19 protein-coding genes, 1 pseudogene and 1 riboswitch are annotated in these 21,726 nt (G+C 26.0%); all 20 genes and pseudogenes read right to left on the bottom strand.

Translation table 11 applies throughout. The annotated features are described in order from the left end of the window. Positions 1-34 precede the first annotated feature (34 nt). Positions 35-1,252: an Ig-like domain-containing protein gene (locus CSGHG_RS15260; protein ID WP_010297120.1), complete on the bottom strand. Its 1,218-nt coding sequence runs from the start codon at positions 1,250-1,252 to the stop codon at positions 35-37. Between the two features lie 35 nt (positions 1,253-1,287). Next, positions 1,288-1,455, bottom strand: coding sequence for a hypothetical protein (locus CSGHG_RS23360; protein ID WP_010297117.1), 168 nt, complete (start codon positions 1,453-1,455; stop codon positions 1,288-1,290). A gap of 38 nt (positions 1,456-1,493) precedes the next feature. After that, entirely contained in the window at positions 1,494-3,968 is a 2,475-nt protein-coding gene (locus tag CSGHG_RS15250; protein ID WP_147582262.1) for a hypothetical protein, read from the bottom strand. Then, positions 3,949-4,770 (bottom strand): surface/cell-adhesion protein, encoded by an 822-nt coding sequence (locus CSGHG_RS15245; RefSeq protein WP_010297111.1) that lies wholly within the window; start codon positions 4,768-4,770, stop codon positions 3,949-3,951. Before CSGHG_RS15245 ends, CSGHG_RS15250 begins: the two co-directional genes overlap by 20 nt. 55 nt (positions 4,771-4,825) lie before the next feature. Continuing rightward, complete coding sequence (locus CSGHG_RS15240; protein ID WP_010297108.1) at positions 4,826-6,439, bottom strand: clostripain-related cysteine peptidase; 1,614 nt, start codon at positions 6,437-6,439, stop codon at positions 4,826-4,828. Then, a complete protein-coding gene (locus CSGHG_RS15235; protein ID WP_010297104.1) occupies positions 6,415-6,774 on the bottom strand; it encodes a hypothetical protein in 360 nt (119 codons plus the stop codon). The genes CSGHG_RS15240 and CSGHG_RS15235 overlap by 25 nt, the downstream gene beginning before the upstream one ends. A gap of 146 nt (positions 6,775-6,920) precedes the next feature. Next, positions 6,921-8,063, bottom strand: coding sequence for a prenyltransferase/squalene oxidase repeat-containing protein (locus CSGHG_RS15230; RefSeq protein ID WP_010297101.1), 1,143 nt, complete (start codon positions 8,061-8,063; stop codon positions 6,921-6,923). Between the two features lie 35 nt (positions 8,064-8,098). Further along, a complete protein-coding gene (locus CSGHG_RS15225; protein WP_010297098.1) occupies positions 8,099-8,287 on the bottom strand; it encodes a hypothetical protein in 189 nt (62 codons plus the stop codon). Between the two features lie 32 nt (positions 8,288-8,319). Then, positions 8,320-9,051 (bottom strand): ECF transporter S component, encoded by a 732-nt coding sequence (locus tag CSGHG_RS15220; protein WP_010297094.1) that lies wholly within the window; start codon positions 9,049-9,051, stop codon positions 8,320-8,322. Further along, complete coding sequence (locus CSGHG_RS24725; RefSeq protein WP_412766367.1) at positions 9,052-9,582, bottom strand: ATP-binding cassette domain-containing protein; 531 nt, start codon at positions 9,580-9,582, stop codon at positions 9,052-9,054. Between the two features lie 13 nt (positions 9,583-9,595). Further along, positions 9,596-10,669, bottom strand: a complete 1,074-nt coding sequence (locus CSGHG_RS24720; RefSeq protein ID WP_268869869.1) for an ABC transporter ATP-binding protein — start codon at positions 10,667-10,669, stop codon at positions 9,596-9,598. After that, positions 10,660-11,532, bottom strand: a complete 873-nt coding sequence (locus CSGHG_RS15210; RefSeq protein WP_010297092.1) for an energy-coupling factor transporter transmembrane component T — start codon at positions 11,530-11,532, stop codon at positions 10,660-10,662. Before CSGHG_RS15210 ends, CSGHG_RS24720 begins: the two co-directional genes overlap by 10 nt. Positions 11,533-11,588: 56 nt before the next feature. Further along, the gene (locus CSGHG_RS21080) at positions 11,589-12,617 is read right to left on the bottom strand and encodes a cell wall-binding repeat-containing protein (RefSeq protein WP_010297090.1); all 1,029 of its coding nucleotides are present in this window, start codon (positions 12,615-12,617) and stop codon (positions 11,589-11,591) included. 93 nt (positions 12,618-12,710) lie between these two features. After that, entirely contained in the window at positions 12,711-13,322 is a 612-nt protein-coding gene (locus CSGHG_RS21075; protein ID WP_010297087.1) for a prenyltransferase/squalene oxidase repeat-containing protein, read from the bottom strand. 289 nt (positions 13,323-13,611) lie between these two features. Beyond that, positions 13,612-13,761 carry a hypothetical protein gene (locus CSGHG_RS23355; protein ID WP_155844776.1) on the bottom strand — a complete coding sequence of 50 codons (150 nt, stop codon included), beginning with the start codon at positions 13,759-13,761 and terminating at the stop codon, positions 13,612-13,614. Between the two features lie 28 nt (positions 13,762-13,789). After that, positions 13,790-17,146 (bottom strand): cell wall-binding repeat-containing protein, encoded by a 3,357-nt coding sequence (locus CSGHG_RS22130; protein ID WP_010297083.1) that lies wholly within the window; start codon positions 17,144-17,146, stop codon positions 13,790-13,792. Between the two features lie 54 nt (positions 17,147-17,200). Continuing rightward, complete coding sequence (locus tag CSGHG_RS15185; protein WP_010297080.1) at positions 17,201-17,986, bottom strand: DUF4430 domain-containing protein; 786 nt, start codon at positions 17,984-17,986, stop codon at positions 17,201-17,203. Between the two features lie 140 nt (positions 17,987-18,126). Beyond that, positions 18,127-18,314: riboswitch (cobalamin riboswitch) on the bottom strand. A 485-nt stretch (positions 18,315-18,799) separates the two neighbouring features. Further along, positions 18,800-19,554 (bottom strand): annotated as a pseudogene (locus tag CSGHG_RS21065) (exodeoxyribonuclease III). Positions 19,555-19,750: 196 nt separating this feature from the next. Next, positions 19,751-20,983, bottom strand: a complete 1,233-nt coding sequence (locus CSGHG_RS15175; protein WP_010297074.1) for an ABC transporter permease subunit — start codon at positions 20,981-20,983, stop codon at positions 19,751-19,753. A 14-nt stretch (positions 20,984-20,997) separates the two neighbouring features. Then, positions 20,998-21,726, bottom strand: a 729-nt coding sequence (locus CSGHG_RS15170) for an ABC transporter permease subunit (RefSeq protein WP_010297070.1), incomplete at its 5' end; no start/stop codon positions are given.

Raw genomic sequence — 21,726 nt, 5'->3', positions numbered from 1 at the left:
AAAAAAGACACTTTAAAAACTTAAATCTCAACTTTTAAAATTTATATATGTGGTTTCTACCATTTTTTAATTCCCTATAAGATTCTAATGCTAACAATGCTTGTTCAGTAGCTTTTTCGTTTGCTCTTCCATTATGAATATGAGAAAAGCCGTTTTCAGAAGTTTTAAATGTTAACAGAGCATCTATAAGATTTTTTCCACCTTTAGTAAATTCTTTACTTGTAGGATCTATTCCATTAGCACATAATCCTATTATAGTTTGTGAAATACTTTCACTGTTTTCTATTTTATAGGATGACATAGTTCCATTTTCATTTTGCATATTACTAAGAAGCTTAATAGCATTATCTATAGAGTTTTTAACTTTAGCATCATCTTTATAATTACTAAGGGCTGTTATAGCCATTCCTGTCATATCTGGATCTGCTTTTACAGCAGCAAAGTCCCATCCACCATCATCAGTTTTCATTTCAAGTAGAGTATCTACTAAAGACTCTCTCGTAAAATGCGAATTTTCAGGTATACTATAGTTTTTAGTATCCAATGCGGTAAGTGCAAAAATTACTGCATTTGGTCCTTGATCTATTATTCCTTCATTGTTATATATGTTTTCTATAAAATTAATACCTTCAAAATCAAAAACATTTTCATTTAAGGCTCCTAAAACCATTGCTGTTCTTTGATAGTCTGTCGGTTGAGTAACCTGATTATTGTCTATTCTTGATTTTATATTTTTTAAATAATCTTGTGATATAGCTTTATCATTTTTCACTAAAGCCATAACTTCCCAATCTGTATTTATCCCTTTATTGCTAATATAGTTACAACCATCTTCTAAAGTTTTTTCTACTAAATCTTTATACTTATAGGAACCATTATTAAAAGCCTTAGTTTTTGTATCTACTTTAAAAGTAAAATCTTTAGGTGATTTTATTCCTTTAAGCTTTTTAGATTTAACATTTTCACTTATATTTAATTTATAGACTTGTCCATCTTTATACCCTTCTTCTGGTGGAAGGAGGGTTAAAGTGTCACCTTCTTTTAAGACAATTTTCGTAGATAATTTATTTCCATCATTATCTGCTATAACTATGTTATCATTTATTAGATCATCATATTTTATTTCTTGATTAAACTTTATTGTCCAAATCTTATTTAAATCATTTGTTTGAGCATCTATATTTACTGCTGATGCTTTAGATGTAAAAATTACTGTACTTAATATTAATGCTGATAAAAATTTATTCTTCATTCTCATTACCCCTTTTGAATATTATATATTTATTATTACTTAACATTTATAATTATTGGATCTGAAATACTATTAATGCTATTTAAACCATCCCATAAAAATGTCTTAACTTTAAATTCACCTTTATTAGGTATTAATAACATTCCATCCAATATAATACTTTCACTTGCTGCAAGCTGATTTTCAATTGTAACATAATCCACTAATTTATTACTCTTATCATATAAACCAACTATAAAACTTATATTTTTGATGTTAAAAATTTATTAGTTACTTTGATTTTTACTTTCCCCTTACATCCCAATCTAAAACTATTTTTATCTGTTAAATCTTCAACTAATATTTCTTCTTTATGTGAAGAAGTATCATTTTTATCCAATAAGATTGTATAAGTTGCTGGGACAACTAAAATTCCACCATTTATATTTCTTTTGCCTAATGTAACAGTTAAAGTATCTTCATTTCTATTTAATAGTACGTTTCCATGTTTGTCTGTTATATATGTTTTATTATTAATATTTACCTCTAGACCATTAATATCTTTATCATAGTTTTTAAAATTAATTATTATATTGTTATCTATATTTTTGTAAGTCATAATAGGCATAATAGTATTTACAGTAGAACCTTTATAATCACTCATATAGAATACAATTTCATCCACATTCAAAATTCCCTTATCATTTTTTTGTATTTGAAATTTATCAACAGATTCATTTGGAAAAATTGCATTAGTTCCTTTTATAACACTATAACACCAACCATAATCTCCTTCTTTTTCTTTTGTATCTAAAATAGAAGTTATATATTCACCAAAAGATGACATAGATTTACATTCTACTTTATCAAGCCCAACAGCTACTTTTAAAAGACTTAATGGGGTATTACAAACGTCTCCTATTTTAACTTCCTTATTAAATATAGTTTTATCTCTACCTTCAATTCTCAACCTCACTGAAGATGTTTGATTTTTATCAATGATAAATTTTATAATCTTAGTAGCTTTTAGTCCATTTTCATTCGATGCTTCTATTTCTAATTTATATACTCCAGATTTTGAAATTTTTCCACCTTTAAATTCAACATCATTTAATTTTGCATTCCACTTATTTCCCACAGTAGATTTAATTTCTATATTAACATCATCATTATAAACTTTACTATTTTCAATACCTTTTACATCTATTTCTGGCATTTCTCCACTTTCAATATTTATAGATGATTTTATACCGAATATAGATTCTTTATTATATAAATCTACTAACGCACATAATGCATAAGATGTACTATTTGGATTTGTAATATTAGAACCATATCCTACGCCAACAGTAAATCCTAAATATTTATTTCTACTTGTTGGTTCTGTAGATTTATAACTTAAAAGTAGGTCTAATAAATTTTTATTATCTTTTGTAAATTCTTTTCCTAAAGGATTTATATTATTTGCTACTAATGCTTGTATAGCTAATGCTGTAGCTCTAGATTTATTACTTTTAGAATCAAATTGTCCATTTTTTAAATACTCATTTTTTATATCTAAAATAATATTTTTTAAGATTTTTTCTTCTTCTATATCTTTATTACATCCTGCAAGAACTGTGGCAAGAAGAGCTTTATTTTCTAATTCATCAAAACTACTCCTACCATATTCCTTATTTTGATATAATTTAATACAAGCCGTTACAGCAGCTTTTTTATCATAAGGTTCTTTTACTAAGTCTAATGCTAAAATTGAATAGCATTGACTAGATAAATTATTTAAATCACTTATTTCATTTTTTATAAATTGACCTTTATTCTCACCATCTTTAACTTGAACTTTTTTTAATTCCTCTACGAAGTTTATACCATCATAATTTCTAGGATCTTCATTACTACCTAATGCTGCAAATATGTTCAAGCTATAGTCGTATATATTTACTGATTTTTTTCTCATATATGCTTTTTTTACTAATCCAGATTTTGATAGGGCTAATGGCGTTAATCCTTGTCTTGTTTCACTCTCATAATAATTTTTTAAATTTTCAATTTCAGATTCAATACGCTTTTTATCTGTATTGCTTATTTCATTTAATCCTAAGTTATCTTGAACCTCCACTTCCTTAATTGCATAGATACTATTATCTTCTTTAAGTGATACATTCACTGTAACATTTCCTATATTTTTACATTTTAAAATACCATTTGAATCAACAGTTGCAATGTTTTTATTATCTACAGAATATTTTAAATTCATTCCATGAACTTTGTCGTTCTCTACATCAAATCCCTCAACATTTAGTTGAACTAAATCGTTAACTTTTATTGGAAAATTATCCTCATTTATGTTAATTGAAAGCTTAGATGCTTTATTTTTAAATACTTCTATATTTAAAGTAGCTTTTATATCTTTATTTTTATCTAAAGCTACATCAATAGTTGCGTCACCTTCTTTTAAAGCTTTTATTTTTTGATATTGTTCATCTAATTCAACTATATCTTTATTATGATTGGTAAATATAAGTTTTTCACCTAATAAAATTTCATCATTATTATCGAAAATTTTTATATTTAAATCTGATTCTTTTCCTTCTTTAATTTTAATGTTATTATTTTCAAATTCAATTTTATTTGGATTAACAATTTTGTAATCTAAAGTAAACATTGAATTTTTATTACCATATCTAAAATTATAATAATCTACAAGAGCCGCTAGTTTACTTGATTTTTTTTTCATCTGTATTACAATCAAAAGCATTTAATCCATCAATTAAATTAGTATCATTATCAGAAGTCCAATTATCTGATGTAGGATCTTCACCTATTAATGTAAGTGCTTGTATTAAGCTTCCATTATAGCTTGGCCAAGTCATATCTGTTTCAATTTTGCCTTCATAATTTATACAATATTTAAATATATCTAAAAATTTATTTATATTTTCATTGCAATTTTCTAGATTTAAAAGTTTAAGAGCAACTATTGTATTACTTATGGAAACAACATCTTTAATTTGATCATTATCTTTTTCAAGTTCAGAATTTACATATTTAATTAAAGCCTTACTTGCTAGTTCTTTATTATAATCACTAACTGTTAATTCTAATGCTATTATGCATAAAGCTGTAGTTCCTAAATCATAATCTTGTAATTCATTACCTTTTGCAGATAAAAAACCATTTTCATTTAAATTATCAGTTAATACTTTTACATATTTTATATATTCTCTATTTTTAATATCTTCTTTTGCAGAAAATAGCTTTATTATATTTTGGGCGTTTACTTTAGAATTCCCATTTTCAACAAGATTTAAATCTTGTTTATTTATTGGCTCACCTAATGCTCTAAGAGTTAAACAATCTAAATAATCTTTGGTTTTCTTAGATTTAATAACTTCTTTTAAGGAATTTATCTCATTTAAAATATTTTTTTCTTCTGTTTTTTCATCTGCAAAAACATTTATAGGCATTATAATATTTAGTATAAGTATTAATGATAATAAAATACTTATTATGCCTGTTTTATTCTTATTTTTATTCATTTTTAGTCCCCCTATTAAATGTTTACTTAATAATTTTTATAGTTTTAAAATAAAATTACCATTGATGAAAATTTGTTCCACCACTATCATCATTTTTATTATCAAACCAAGAATCTAACATTTCAAACCAGTTTCCAACATTATTAGTTCTTAAATCTATTCCATCTTTACACCAATTTAAGGCACCATAGTCTCCACCATAGATGTATTCGCTACTATACCATTTTTGATTCTTCCAAGTATTATCTCCATCTGGCAAAAATATACTTACACCATTAATATTATCTTTAAACCCATTAGCTTTATATTTACTTTGACCAAAGGAATATATTATAAATTCATGTAGAGCTTTTTTTATATTTTCACAAGTTATATTTATCTCATTACTACATTCATTGCTAGCTATGAGTTTTTCACATAAATCATATAAATCAAAGTATGGATACAAAATCCATCCTTCTTTATCACTATAGACATACTCATCTTCATTGTTGAAGTAAGGTATAATGTTCCCAGAAGTTTCTAGATTTCCTCTCAATTTGTTTATTAAATCTTTTTTATCTTCTTTTACTAATAGTTTAGATAACTCATCCACATTGGTCTTTACATTTTCTACTTTACTTAAATCATAATAAGCTAATGATTGATCACGTTTATTTTTAGTATATTCTTTATGTTCTTCCACAAATATTAATCCTAACTCCTTCATAGTTAGGATTGAAGGATCATATGTAGTACTTAATTTATTAAATATTTTTTCATAATTAAACCCTGAAGATAACATTGTAGAACTTGAAGCTATCATATGTTTTGCTTCAAATCCATTATTATTAGGTCTATATTGATATGCCGTTTCTAGATTTCCCATAAAACAAGCTTCATATATAAGCATATCTACAGATTGTTTTTTTGTTAAGTTATCTGAAACTTCTGCAAGACTTAAAATGTCATTATCAGTATCATCAATACAAAATCCTCTAGTACCTTCACCATGATTAAATGGGATTAATACATATGAATCAGCACAATAGTTAGTTTTACAAAAATCTATAAATTCTCTTAGAGTATTTGCATTCCCCATATTCGCTTCATAGTTACTGTTTAGTTTTATATTAGGCATTTGCTCTTTACCATCTAATCTTATTGCTTTATTTTTTTGTATTTCATATAATCTCGTATCAGTAAAATTTTCACCTAAAATTTTACTATCATTACTATAACCATCAATTCTATCAACTAAAGCAATAACATTTATATTAGGAGAATTTTTAAGTCCTTTCTTTATTTCTTCTATATTATTTAACATGTTTTGCTCTAAATTATTGTCTCCATCAAAATAAGCCATTATAGTTATATTTTTTAAATTATTATCTACTTTTATATTTTTAGAATTTTTATATTTTAAAAATATATTTTCTCCTTTTTTTATTGGATTATATAAATTTAGCAAAATTTCTTCTTTATTTGTTTTTATAGATTTGATACTAATATCGGAGGAGCCATTTAAAATTTTAAAATCTTCTTTTTTAAAATTATTTATGTTAGGATTTTTACATTCAATAGCTATTGTAGTTTGATTTAAAGTTTTAGATGATAAAATCTCATTACTTTTTTCATTTTCGACTTGAAATTCTATAACATTACCTATATCATATATATCTTTTTCCAATAAAAAGCTTTTATCTTTATAGCATTCTCTTTAGGTATTTTTATATTCCCAGAAATTATGCTACTTTCACCTGCATTAATACTTTTGTTCATATTAATACTTTTTAGCAATTTGTTCTTATTATCAAAAGCACCTATCATAAAATTTAAATTAGCATTAATACTTCCATTATTGGTTAACTTGATTTTAATTTTTGCATCCTCACCTACCGTAAAAAAATTTTTATTACTTATATTTTCTAATTTAATATTTCCAGCATTTTCAACATCTTGACTATACCCATAAACTTTCTCATTTAAACTAATACTTGTGTATGCAATGAGGGTTAAAATCAATATTATAATTAAACTTCTTTTTTCATAAAATCTCCTTTAAATTGCATTTTATAAACTTGAATTTATAATTTTAAAATCTTATAATTATGCAAGCTCAAATTTTAAATTTCTATTCTATATATTTACGAGCTTGCATAATAACACAACTATTTTACAGGTATAATTATTTCTTTTGAAATACTGTTCATATCATTAATATTATCCCAAGATAATATTTTCACATTATAGCTACCTTTATCAGGAAGTTTTAAAGAAGCCGTTAACATTTTAGATTCTTTACTCTGTATCTTGCTTGTAACTGCAACGTGATTTTCTAATTTATTATTTTCGTTAAACAATCCAACGATTATTGTTGCCTCTTTTTCACTTTCAGTATTGTTTGTTCCTCTAATTTGAACTTTAGCATTTTCACCTAATTTAAATTCATTTACATTGTTTAAATTTTCTAAAATTAATATTTGATTTTCTTTGCCATCTTCATCACCATCGTTTGTATTTCCTTCTTCACTATTGGCATTTTTAAAACTATAGACACCTTCACTACCATCAACTAAATTTTTATAAGCCGCTAAAGCCCTTAAACCTTGATCTGTAGACATAGGATTTGCTACGACTTCATCCACCTTCCACTTAAAACCATTTGCATCTTCAGTTATATATTTTAAAAGTCCATCAATAGGATTTTTACCATTTTTTATGAAACGTTCATCTTTCGTTGGATCTATACCTAAATCACAAAGTCCAATTATAACCATTGCTGTGGAATTAGAATTATTATCAAAGTCACCATCTTTCCCCTGACCTTTAGATAAAATATCCAATGCTTTATCAATATTCGTTTTTACGTAATCCTCTGTATTATAATAAGGTGCTAAAGCAGAAATAACCATTCCATTTCCGTCTCCTAATGTTCTATCTTTTAATATAGATGCATCTCCCCAGCCTGTTTCATTATTAAACTTTTCAACTAGTGCCTCTAATAAACTTTCCTTAGTATTGATAGAATTATCAGAAATATAAAATGTGGATGCATTTAATGTTATTAAAGCAAAAGCTTCACTATAAATATCACTAGCATTCGTATTACAAAGTCTTTCTATAAAATTAATTCCATTTACATTAGTAGGATTTCCACCTGCTGCTAAAAGGTGCAATGATTCTCTAGAGTAATCTTTTAAAGTAGAATTATCTTTTATAAAATCCTTTATATGCTTATTTAAGTTATCTAAAGTTTCTTTTGGAAGTTTATAACCACCCTTTTTTACATTTAAAATATTCCAACCAGTCACTTGATTTTTCTCTATTAAATCATTGCAAATATTTCTTATAATTTTTTTATTTCTTCATATTTATATTGTTCATTATTAGCAATTTCTAGTTTATTTAAATTCGTTACATTAGTGTTATTTTTTGTCTCTTTTGCAAAAACAATTGAGTTTTGAATTAAATTACCTTGTATTATTAAAAAAGTCATCATTGTTGTTGCTATAATTTTCTTAATTTTATTATTCATTTTAAACTCCTTATATAAAATCTTATAACTTTTTAAATTTTAGATTTAACCTCATTAGTATATAAAGATTTTTTATTATTTTTTATTCTGATTATAGAGTTTCTTTTGTTATATCTTTCTAGCCCCTTAATAAAACTTTCTCCAAAAAAATATGCAAACAATACATTTCCAATAGCATGTAATGTATCGTGCCAAAAACTTAATACATTTCCCATAACTATAGTTTTAAAAGTTATAGGTCTTAAAAATTCTAAAACATACCATTGATTTAGTATGGTTCCATATATGTAACCCCATAATCCACAAAGTATAATAAATCGTATTGACCTATTTTTTGATATAAAATTTTTAAAAACATGAAAAAATACACCACAAAGTCCCCATCCCATCATTTGCCACAAACTCCATGGCCCATGACCTAAGAAAAAATTAGATATGAAAGCGCACATTGCACCTACCATAAATCCATTTACAGGGCCTAATGTGTATCCTGTGACAGCTACAATAAATGTAACTGGTTGAAAGCCTGGTATAACTGCAAAAGGTACTCTTAATATTCCACCTAATGCTGACATTGTAGCTAATGCTGCCATTGTTCTTGCAGTTATCTCTCTATTTTCAAATAGAATTACAAAAGTCCCAAGTATAAAAATTGTAGATATTTCTACTGCTTTTTCCATTTGAAAATCAAAATAAGTGATAATTAAAAGGATTATTATATATGAAATAATAATTATAGGTCCTATTTTATAATTTATTTTCATCTACATCACCTTTAAAAGCCCTATAGCATCCTTTGACTTTATTACTCTACATTTCTTTTTAAAAACTTTTGATATTTGAGGAGAGTAATATAATGAATCACAAAGTATATCTATAGCTTTTCCTTTTGCTACAATTTCTCCATTAAACATAAGCATAACAGTATCTGCATAATCACCAACAAAGTCTGCGTCATGGGTAATAATTATAATAGATTTACCTTTTCTTATTAAACCTTTAATTATCCTTCCAAGATTTTCTTTTGCTACAGAGTCCATACCTCTTGTAGGTTCATCTAAGATTAAAATATCTGGGTTAGCGATCAATGTACAGGCTATTGCTGTTCTCTGCTTTTCTCCACCACTTAAATCCCTAGGATTTCTATCCTTTAAATGTACTAAATCTAAATCTTTTAATGTATTAATTACTTTATCTTCATCATATTCATTTATATTCTTAAGAGTATATGAAACTTCATCAAACACTGTTTCACGACCAAAATAATCATTAGGATTTTGTGATAAATATCCTATTTTTTTTATTCTTTCATTTATATTGAACTTTTTTTAGATTCTTTTCATCTACTATGATTTTTCCTTTATAATCCTCTATAATTCCTGCCATTATTTTAAAAAGAGTACTTTTACCTGCTCCATTCTCACCCATAACAGCCATTATTTCTCCCTTGCCTAAATCAAAGTTTATATTTTTAAGGGTTTTACTTCCTCTTTCATATTCAAAGTTAACTTTATCTACTTTAAGGACTTTATTTGAAAAGTTTTTTTCATCTTTTTCTATATTTTTAAATTCAATATCTTTTATAGCATCTCTTCCCTCTTTAACTGTAATAGGTAATTTACTATTTTGAGCTTGTCTAAAAACATACGCTATATTAGGAAGATGATATTTTTTATTTATACTTTTAGGAATGTTAGTTGAGGTTCCCTCTTCAATTATTTCTCCATTTTCCATAAAAATAATTCTATCAGCCATATGAAAACATTTATCTAATCTTTGTTCAACTAAAATAATTGTTTTACCCATATCTACATTCAATCTTTTTATAGAATTTAAAACTTCTTCACCATTTATTGGATCAAGTTGTGATATTGGTTCATCAAAAAGTAATATATCTGGATTCATTGCAAGTACAGATGCTATTGCAACCCTTTGCTTTTGTCCTCCTGATATTTCATCTGTCTGTTTTTCTTTTATTCCATTTAATGATAAAAGAGACATTACCTCTGATACATTTCGTTTCATAAAATTTATATCTTTATTCAAATTCTCAAGTCCAAAAGCTATTTCTCTTTCTACATCTTGAAGCACTATTTGCTTTTCTGGATGTTGATATACCATTCCTACATTTGTAACTATCTCATCTTTTTTAAAATCATCTATATCTTTATTGTTTATATATACATTTCCCTCTAATGTTCCCCCATAATAATCTGGTATAATTCTGTTTAAAAGCCTTATTAAAGTAGATTTTCCACAACCTGATGGCCCTGCAATTAGTATGAACTCACCTTCATTAACTTTTAAATTAATATTTTTCAAAGCCTTTTTATTTCCATCAGGATAAGTAAAGTTAACATTATCTATATTTATTATTTCCAATTCTTCCACCCCCAGTTGATAAAAGCAGGTATAAATGTCATCACACATAGTATTAGTCCTACTCTAGTTGTTTTTTCAATAACTCCATCTACCTTAGGATAAAAGTTAAAACTATTAAAACCTTTAAAGGTAATAAACTCTAAATATACTAATATAGAAATACATATAAAAATCAAAGTAAAATCCCAGGCTGTATATCTTTCAGCAAAATAAGTACTTCTTTTTTTCAGTGCACCATATCCTCTTGAGTACATAGACTCTGCCATGTCTTGTGAATCTTCTAAACTGGATAAAAATAATATATTAACTATATTTCCACTGTTTTTGATAGATTTTTTCATGTCTTTAGTTGAAAGTTCATTGCCTCTTAGCTTTTCTATTTCACTTATATTTTCGTAGGACTTCATCATCGTTGGAAAAAGTCTTATTGTCATACTCATAAGTAATGCAGATTTTTTAAATATCTTAGAAAAAAATCCAAAAGCTCTATCTGGATGTATAACTAAATTTCCAAAACCAAATATTATAGTTATTGTTATAATTCTAAATCCATTTAATATTCCAAATAGAATTGCTTCTTTCGTTATAATCATAGGTCCAAGAACTGGAAAGTTAAAAGTTCCTTGATATAATATTGTTTGTCCATTATGAACTAATATTGGATTTAAAATAATTATCATTACTGCAAATGGAATAATCATTTTCCCATAATTTAATACACTTTTAAGTGAATTATCAATATATGCTAAAAGTAATACGCTAAAGAATATTAATGCCAAATACACTGGATTACTCAATTTTAATGCTACTATAATATAAGTTGCTATTAAAAATACTGATGTTAACGGATGTATTTTTTGCAAAAAAGAATTCCTATTTCTATATGTGAGCATTAAGTTCACGTTCTCATATCCCTTCCTTATACAAATAAGTTTTTAAAATTTGTAGCGATTTCTATAACATCAAAGTCTGATATAAATTTATCTAATATGCTTTCAGGTACTACTTTTTCTCCACCAATTGCTATTAATTTACTTTTAGAAGTTATATTATTATTTATATAATCCTCAAGAGGTTTTTCTACATCTTGATTAGTTAATATAACTGAAGATTTAGAATTTGATGCCATCGGTGCTACTGAAAGTGCATCTGCAAATCCAGTTGAAGATACAAAATACACATTATCAAAATTTAATTGTGATTTAAAAGTAGTCAAAACCTCTTTATTAGTCATATATCTATTTTCGCCACTTATTCTTTCACTGTTTTTAATATCTTTTAAAACATCATCTGATAAAACTCCATTTCCACCAATAAAATAAGCTTTAGAAATTTCATTTTTATTAATATAATTTTTTACATCTGATTTTAATTTGTCTTTTTCTGTATATAAAATTGGAGCATTCATACTAGCTGCTATACTTGATACAGATAGGGCATCAGCATAAGTTTGTCCATTTGTTACAAATGCTGAGTCAACTTTTCCTAACTTTTCTGCAACTTTCAATGAAGTTTCATATCTTGTTTTACCGAATATTCTTTCTACTTGAGATATTTCCATGTCCTCTAATTGTTTTTCTACTTCTTTTGAAATTGCTTTTTCCCCACCAAGTATAAAAACTTTTTTAGGATTCAATCTTTTTATTTCATTAACTGTATTAGTAGGTAAACTTGACTTTCCATTTAAAATTATTGGTCCATTATTTTTTTTAGCAAGTGGTGCTGCAGAAAGTGCATCTGCAAAATCATAAGCTGCTGCAATTACCACTGAATCTGAACCATTTTCCCAGCCATGTTTACTTATTTGCACAGATGTTTCTATTCTATCTTTTCCATAAATTCTCTCTTTATTAGATTTAGTCTCTGCAAAAGCATTAATAGGACCTAGTGATATTGATGTTAGAACCATGCTTAGTGCTATTATTTTAATTCTTAATTTTTTATTCATAACAAATCTCCTTTGAAAATAATTTAAATTTTATGTAATTGTTTAAAATAAAACTGCCAATTTTAAAGGCAGTTTTATTTTTTATAGTAATAATTATTTAAAGTCTTTCATTAAATATATAGAACCTTCTTTACCACTTTTTAATTTTTCATAAGATGAAAGTGCTCTTAAAGCTTGCTCTGTTGACATTCCGTTAAGAGTAGTTAAATCATCTTTACTATGAGCAAATCCCCCATCTTCTGTTCTATATGTTAATAACACGTCCAATAAATTTTTATTATTTTTAGTAAACATAGCACAGTCTGTTGGATCTATTCCTATTGAACAAAGTGCTATTATAGTTTGAGCAACACTTTCACTTGAACCAGTAGGATTCCAGGTTGATGCAAATTCACCATCACTATTTTGCATTTTACTCAATTGTGCTAATCCTTTATCTACAGATTCCTTAACATACTCATCATCATTGTAATATGGTGATAATGCTGCTATTGCCATTGTAGTTGTGTCAGAATCTATTGTTCCATTCCATCCCCAACCACCACTTGGTATTTCTTGTTCAAGTATTTTATCTACTAAATCTATTCTTTCAAAATTACAGTTAGCTGTAATTTTAAAGTTCCCACAATCTAAAGCTATAAGTCCAAACATATGAGCGAATAAATTAGTATCTAATTCTAAATGACGACCACATAAATCTTCCATTAGATTATATCCACCTATATTTCTAGGATCTCCTCCTGCTGCAACAATTCCTATAATAGTTCTTTCACAATCAGTAGAACTTTTAAACTTTCCATCTTCCCCAAATAATGAAGAATCTTTTGTTTCAATTTTTTTAGTTATATTGGATAAATATGATGATGGTACTTCTTTATTTAATGTTGAAATTGTAAGTGCTTCCCAATCTCCTAAATCTTTATTATACCAAACACCTGCATCTTTATTTATAAGATGATTTACTCCAGTTTCTATACATTGGTTTATTATAATATTATAATCTTTTTCTATAAAAATCTCTTGATTCTACTGCGTATCTTTCTGTTGCAAATACATTGTTATTTAATACTCCTATATTAGCTGTAGTTAAAACACTATTAGCAATAATAAATGCTGCCAATCCTCTTTTTAAGTTTTTATTCATAATCTTTTCCCCCTGTTTTTAATAAAATTTATTTAATATTAATTTTAAAATTAATTAATATACCTTGTATATTACAACTACCATAAAATTCTCCATTTTCCAATATAGTATTGAACTCACCTTTACCACCTTCTAAGGAATTTTGGTCAATATATACTAAATTTTCTTTTTCATCTAATATCTTTATTGTTACTGGGATGTTTGATGATTTTTTATCTTCTAAATTAAAAGTGATTTTATTATTTTGTAATTTTTTAATTGTTAGTTCTACATCATCAACTAATTCCTTAAATAAAATTTCTTCTTTTGGTTTTTCTGAACTATCAGAACCACCACTACCGCTTTTAGATGTAACTTCTATTTCTTTTTCTGCAGTACCATCATTTTTTTCAATTGTAATTTTATGGTTGCCTACTTCGCTTATAGAAGTTTTTATAAATCCATCTCTTCCTGTTTTCCCAACTTCTTTTCCATCAACTTTTATTGTTGCTCCATATACTTTTTGATAAACACATGTAGCTAATATTGTAAATTCTTTATCTGCTTCTACTTTTCCACGGCGAACTCCTGAAAAAGCTATTGTCAATGGCATTTTTCCATCATAATCTGGATCTACTAAATCATGCCAATCCCAACTACGGTAATCAAATACTAACTTATCCCCAGGTTTTACAAATACTCCATTGCCACCAACAGGCGTTTTAGAACCATTTAAGTAAATAAACCAATCTTTACCTAATATACCCTTTTCAACTTCTTCATCTGTTAATTTGTTCATTGGCATATTTATAAGCCCATCCACTTCATATATAAATCCTTGATTATCTTTAGCATCAGAAATTTCTTGTAAATACTGTAGTGCACTTTTCTTATCTTCTACTTTTAAATTTTTAGTTTTTAGTGTTTTTCCATTTTCTGATATTACAAGTGTAAAATTTTCTTCTTTTGGTTTTTCTGAACCATCAGAATCACCACTACCGCTTTTAGATGTAACTTCTATCTCCTTTTCTGCAATACCGTCATTTTTTTCAATTGTAATTTTATGTTTACCTACTTCGCTTATAGAAGTTTTTATAAATCCATATCTTCCTGTTTTCCCAACTTCTTTTCCATCAACTTTTATTGTTGCTCCATATACTTTTTGATAAACACATGTAGCTAATATTGTAAATTCTTTATCTGCTTCTACTTTTCCACGGCGAACTCCTGAAAAAGCTATTGCTAATGGCATTTTTCCATCATAATCTGGATCTACTAAATCATGCCAATCCCAACTTCGGTAATCAAATACTAATTTATCGCCAGAATTTATAAAGACTCCATTTGCTCCAACAGGAGTTTTAGAACCATTTAAATAAACAAACCAATCTTTACCTAATATACCCTTTTCAACTTCTTTATCTGTTAATTCAGTCATAGGTATATTTCTTAATCCATCAATTTCATATATAAAGCCTTGATTGTCTTTTGCATCAGCATTTTCTTTAAGATAAGTCATAGCACTTTTCTTATTTTCTACTTTTAAATTTTTAGTTTTTAGTGTTTTCCCATTTTGTGATATTATAAATATAAATTCGTCTTTTTTAGGTTTTTCAACTGTAGAATTATCATTTCCACAACTACCATCAGAACTGTTATTTGAATTGTTTTCTACTATTTTATCAGCATTACCAGATATAGTAGCATTTTTATCCTTTTCTACTAATTTTACTTTTGCACCATTTTTTATAGTTATTTTGCTTTTATCTAGTGCTTCAATTTTTTTAACAGTAGCATTTTTATCTATTGTAAGTTGTGATGAATTTTCTATTTTTACATTAGATATTGTGCCATCTAAAGTTGTATTAGAACAATTAATTATATTAACATCAGTTACCTTACCTTTTAATATAACTTTAGAGTTGCTTTCTTTACTATCAATTTTGATATTCTTAACATCAGCACATTTTATATTTGATGAGCAATTAACTAATACTTCTTTGTCAAATTTTCCTTCAAGTTCAATATTATAATTTGATTCCTTTGTTCCTGTAACTTTTAAAGTTCCAAAATCTCCTTTTGTATTTTTAAGTATTGCATTTGACTTAACTTCTGTATTTTTTATAGTTGAATCTTCAAATAATTTTACTGCTACATTACTTTTGCTTTCAACTACAAGATTATCTGATTTTACATTAGTTAAATTTATACTATTAACGTCACCAGATTTTACAATTACATTCTTACAAGTAGTTCCTTTAATATTTACAGTTCCTTTTTCACCTGGGTCCAATATTAAATTTCCATTTAATTTAACATTATTTACAGTTACATTATTTCCAGTTACTAATATATCGCCTCTTACTTCCTTACTAGTTTCTACATCTCCAAAAGTTTCATTATCTTTTGATAATTTTGTTTGAGAAAAATTTGAATCTATTTTATCTAATATACTACTAGGGACTACTTTTTCTCCGCCAATTATAGTTAATTTACTAGTAGATGTTATATTAGAATTTATAATTTTTTCTACATCACTATTTAAATTATTATTTGTTAATATTATAGGTGCTTTTTTAAGTCCTGCTATTGGAGAAATTGATAGAGCATCTGCAAAATCATTTCCTCTTACAAAATAGACATTTTCATAACTTATGTAATTAATAAATTTTGATAATACTTCTTTATTAGTTAAATATCTGTCGTTTCCAGCTATTCTTTCACTATTTTTTATCCCTATTACAACAGTATTATCTATTACATTAGTACCACCTACAAAATATGCTTTAGATATGTTAGCTTTTTTTATATACTCTGTTATTTTACTTGGAATGTTATTTTTTTCTGTATATAAAATTGGACTTCCTTTCTGCGCTGCTATAGTAGCAATTGAAAGTGCATCAGCATAACTCAATCCATTAGATATGAATATAGTGTCACTTGTTCCAAGTTTTTCACTTACCTTCAATGCAGTTTCATATCTAGTGCTACCATAAATTCTTTCTGTTTCTGTTATGTTACATTTCTTAATCTGTGCTTCAACATTAGCACTAAGGGCTCTTTCTCCACCTAGAATAAATGCCTTTTTAGGTTTTAACCTTTGTAATTCCTTAATTGCATTTTCTGTAAGACCATTTTTATTTGATAATATTATAGGACTGTTATATTTTTTTGCAAGAGGAGTAACAGATAATGCATCTGCAAAATCATACCCATAAGCAATAAAAACATAATCAGAACCACTTTTCCAACATTGCTCACTTATTTTTATAGCAGTTTCTATTCTATCTGAACCATATATTCTGCTTTCATTTACTTTAGCAGAAGCATTTACTGGCAATAAGAACATGAACATGCTAAAAAATAGCAACAAAATACTAAGCTTTTGCTTAAAAAGCTTTTTCATAAACCCTTCATCCCCTTATTAAAAATTCTTGTTATTTAATGTTAGTTATGTGTTTTAATCTTCTGGTGGTGAAAATTCTCTTATATCCCATTCATGAAAATCAAATAAAAGCACATCTCCTTTTTTTACATATACATCATTTGCCCCTACTGGTGTCATCTTATTATTAAGATATATAAACCAGTCTATTCCTAAAACCCCATTTTTCTTTTGTTCTGGAGTTTTTTGATTTTCAGGTATAGGGTAAAAATTGTGTATTCCATCAATTTCAAAAATAAATCCACCATTTTCTTGCATAACTGTATTTTCTCTTAGGTACGTCATTGCATTTTTACCATCTTCTACTTTTAATGTCAACTCTTTTACTTGTTGAGGACTTTTACCAGTATAACCCTTTATATCTTTGCCTATTATCATAGTAAAGGTATCTTCTTCAGGTTTAGACTCTACAACCTCAGGACTTTCTTCCTTTTTAGTTGCTACATCTGAAGCATTATTACTACTATCCTTGGAATCATCATTATTTTTTACATTTTCCTTTTGTGATGAATCCTCTTTATTTTTTTCAACATTCGAAATATTTTGTTTATTTTCCTTATCGCTATCCTCAGTTTTGTTATTATCATCTTTTTTATTTTCTGATTTTTCTTTAGAGTCTTTTTTGCTATCATTTTTATTTTCTTTATTAGATTTTTTACTACTATCATCTTTTTTTACTTTATTTGTAGTAGTTTCAGTTGTAGTTGTAGTTATTTTCTCTCTTTCGCATCCCCAAGCAACGGAAAATGCTATTAAAACTGTTAACAATATAGCTAGAAAAATTTTATAATTTTTTTTCATTAAATCACCTCCACTCTTTAAAAATTTGCAATAAAAAAAGTTCCCATTGGGAACTTAAATAGCATATTTTATACAAGCAAAATAAAAACAACAATTCTATAAATGCTTGCAAATCCATGATATTTTATCTCTCCCAAGAAAGATTCAATCCAGTATAGGCATGTCTCCTGACTTAACTTCATCTTACTACCAAACCTTCCCAAGATATCTCTCAGTGGTATTTTTGGATTCATCAGTTTCACAGTAACTTTGGGCTGTAGTGGACTTTAACCACTTTCCATTTTAACTTTCTTATTGCTAAGAAAGAACCTATCCCATCTCTATTAACTTGTCACACTCATTATATTACAAATATTTTTCAATTTCAACATTTATTTTAAACATTTAGAATATTTTGTATGTTTTTGTTTTTTTATAAAATAATTAAAGTTTTTATTTAGTATTCCAATAATTAATGTAACAAATTTAATGTATTTCATATTTTTGTAAATAATTGCGTGTAGTTATAATGAATATAATTATTACATTATAATTATAAAAAAGATTTTAAAAAGTGATTTTATATGGCTATGTATTACAACAATGTAGTATTTATAAAACTAAAATTACTATCAAGAAATCTAATAAAATATTACTTTATATTAAAAACAATTAAAATTTGAGATATTAAAATACCTTTTTAAAAATTATAGGAAAACAAACTCCAATTTAAATTTATTCAATAATTTTAAAATATTTTTATATAAAAAGAACCTGCCTTAAAATATACTTAAGTTTTAAGGCAGATTCTTTAAATTATATTTTTATTTATAGTTATTTTATTACAAGTTCTACTGGACAATGATCTGAACCTAATATTTCAGTATGAATATTAACGCTTTCTAATTTTTTCTCTAGCTCTTCAGATACACAAAAATAATCTATTCTCCATCCTGCATTATTTTTTCTTGCATTAAATCTATAGGACCACCATGAATAAACTCCTTCTTTATCTGGATTAAAATATCTATATGTATCTATAAAACCGCATTCTAAAAACTCAGTAAACTTAGCTCTTTCCTCATTAGTAAATCCTGCATTTTTTTTATTAGTTTTAGGGTTTTTTAAATCTATTTCCTTATGTGCTACATTTAAATCTCCACAAAGGATAACTGGTTTATTTTTTCTAATTCTTTCAAATATAATCTAAAATCATCTTCCCATTCCATTCTATAATCTAACCTTGCAAGTTCAGTTTGAGAATTTGGCGTATAAACAGTGACTACATAATATTCTTCAAATTCTAAAGTTATTACCCTTCCCTCATTGTCATGCTTTTCAATACCTAAGCCATAATTTACAGAAAGTGGTTTTCTTTTTGTAAATATAGCTGTACCTGAATAGCCTTTTTTTTCTGCATAATTCCAGTAATCATAATAACCATCTAACTCTAAATTTATTTGACCTTCTTGTAATTTGCTTTCTTGTATACAAAATATATCTGCATCTATTTCTTTAAAAAACTCTAAAAATCCCTTTTTCACACAAGCTCTAAGACCGTTAACATTCCATGATATAAGCTTTGTCATAATTATCTCTCCATTCATTTAATATATTTAAAACTTATGGTATAAGTCTATACCATATTATAACTATAATTTAGAATTACTACAAAATATTTTAACCCATATTATAGATTTAAAAACGTATGAATTTAAATAATATAGTTTTATAATACTATAATAAAACTCCAACTTCCTTATAAAGTTGGAGTTTTTATTAGTTTTACGTTGTAATATCCTTTTTTATAAAAATAATATTACTTATAATATAACAAATACTAATCCATCCTAATAAAACTATTATGGAGAAGTTTAAATTTACAAAACTAATACCCAAAAGTTTATTTATTTTACCTGATATAATAATAGATTCATCAGGGTATGAAGTAAATATAAATGGTAATATTTTATTTAAAACACCTGGTGGAACTGGGTTACCTTTATTAGGGGCAGATTTTATACTATTAATCCATTGAGTAGCCACTATAAAAATTATAGGAAGTATTAATGCTGTATTACTATCATTGCATATTGTTGAAAATAAAAATGAGAATGCTATTGTTGCTGTTACAACTAAAAATTGTAGTATTAATATTTGTAATAAAAACATTCCATTTGAAATTAAATAGCTACTTCCTACTATTGGAATAACTAACTCTTTTAATTCCCTTATTAAATATGGGGGAATAGATTCGTAAGTTGTTCCTACAATGTTTGGAAAAGACATATCTCCAAATCCATATATAAGTCCAATTACTATAAACATTAAAAGCTCTAATACTAAAATTATTAAATTTATAGATAATACTGCTGCTATAAATTTTGAAAATATTATTTTCCATCTTTTAATTGGCTTTACTAACATAAATTTTATAGTAGCTGGCTTATTTTCTCCAGCCACTATATCAGCTGTCATAACTGCTACTATAATTAATAATCCTAATTCTCCAATTTTAGGTATTATATTATATATTAATTGATCTACAGCATTTATTCCTTCTTTAAAATCATAAGAGATGTTATTATTTATATAATATTGACTTTTAAGAATTTCACCATTATAATATTCAACCATAGATGCTGAAAAATTATATCTTTTCTTTCGTTCTTTGCAATAGTCAATCTTCATCTTTAATCTTTCTTTATTTGGTATATTTTCATCTATCATATTTTCTAAATGCTCTATTTCTTTTTGACTATCTTCTATTATCATTTTATAAGCTGAATCTATATCACTATATTCGCCATTTCCACTATTTATTTTACATTCTTCTTTTAAAGTTTTTATATAATTTTTTTGAAAGTTTATAGTACTTTCGGTATTTCCATTTTTCTTTTGGAAATTTATTCCTAAAAAAGTTATAAAAATTGAAAGTATAAAAAGCAATACTACTCCTATTAAGAACTTTTTTCGTCTAACAAGCTTAGCTATCTCAATTGATATTAACTTAATCATATATAACCCTCCATTTATACAACATCTTTTTTTATAAATTTTCTATGGGCTATATAGTAAAAAATAATAGTCCATATAGAGCAAACTATTAATCCTAATTTTAAGTTTATATTTGTTGTACTTAATTTTAAATTTATAATACCATCTATTATAGAAATACTGTTATTATAAGATGTAAACCAAAATGGGTATACATTTTTCAAAAAGTTTAATGGAGTTATAAATGTTATAATTGATGCAACAATATTTATCGTTGCATTAATTATTAAACTACTTCCATTAGTACTACATTCTTCTGATATTAATAGTGATAATGCTATTATAGGAAGTATTGCTATAAATTGAAACATTAATGATTTTATTAAATATTTATATATTGGAATTATATATGAGCTATTATTTATAGCACTTAAATTTCCTAGTTTATCTATATTGTATCTTGTTCCTACTATTACAGGATACATATAATCACCAAAGTTAAATATAATTCCTACAATAATTAAAAATATAATTTCTAATAGAAATATACTTATAGAGGCTAATAAGAATGCAGATAAAAATTTAGCGAGTATTATGCTACTTCTTTTTATAGGCTTTGCCATAAGATATTTTATAGTTGAATTTTGATACTCACCACTTATTGAATCATAAGCTAAAATAACTACAAGCATTGGTAAAAATATTACATTCAAAGAACCTAAAACCTCTTTCATATCTAAATAAGAAGATACTTCATACTTTTT

The organism is Clostridium senegalense JC122 (assembly GCF_000285575.1).
Lineage (GTDB): Bacteria > Bacillota > Clostridia > Clostridiales > Clostridiaceae > Clostridium_J > Clostridium_J senegalense.
This window is presented reverse-complemented; position numbering and strand designations above follow the sequence as displayed.

Coding starts and splice junctions, on each gene's coding strand:
- CSGHG_RS15260 (WP_010297120.1), bottom strand. CDS start 1,252: ATGAAGAATAAATTTTTATCAGCATTAATATTAAGTACAGTAATTTTT.
- CSGHG_RS15250 (WP_147582262.1), bottom strand. CDS start 3,968: ATGAAAAAAAAATCAAGTAAACTAGCGGCTCTTGTAGATTATTATAAT.
- CSGHG_RS15245 (WP_010297111.1), bottom strand. CDS start 4,770: ATGAATAAAAATAAGAATAAAACAGGCATAATAAGTATTTTATTATCA.
- CSGHG_RS15225 (WP_010297098.1), bottom strand. CDS start 8,287: ATGAATAATAAAATTAAGAAAATTATAGCAACAACAATGATGACTTTT.
- CSGHG_RS15220 (WP_010297094.1), bottom strand. CDS start 9,051: ATGAAAATAAATTATAAAATAGGACCTATAATTATTATTTCATATATA.
- CSGHG_RS21080 (WP_010297090.1), bottom strand. CDS start 12,617: ATGAATAAAAAATTAAGAATTAAAATAATAGCACTAAGCATGGTTCTA.
- CSGHG_RS21075 (WP_010297087.1), bottom strand. CDS start 13,322: ATGGAAGATTTATGTGGTCGTCATTTAGAATTAGATACTAATTTATTC.
- CSGHG_RS23355 (WP_155844776.1), bottom strand. CDS start 13,761: ATGAATAAAAACTTAAAAAGAGGATTGGCAGCATTTATTATTGCTAAT.
- CSGHG_RS22130 (WP_010297083.1), bottom strand. CDS start 17,146: ATGAAAAAGCTTTTTAAGCAAAAGCTTAGTATTTTGTTGCTATTTTTT.
- CSGHG_RS15185 (WP_010297080.1), bottom strand. CDS start 17,986: ATGAAAAAAAATTATAAAATTTTTCTAGCTATATTGTTAACAGTTTTA.
- CSGHG_RS15175 (WP_010297074.1), bottom strand. CDS start 20,983: ATGATTAAGTTAATATCAATTGAGATAGCTAAGCTTGTTAGACGAAAA.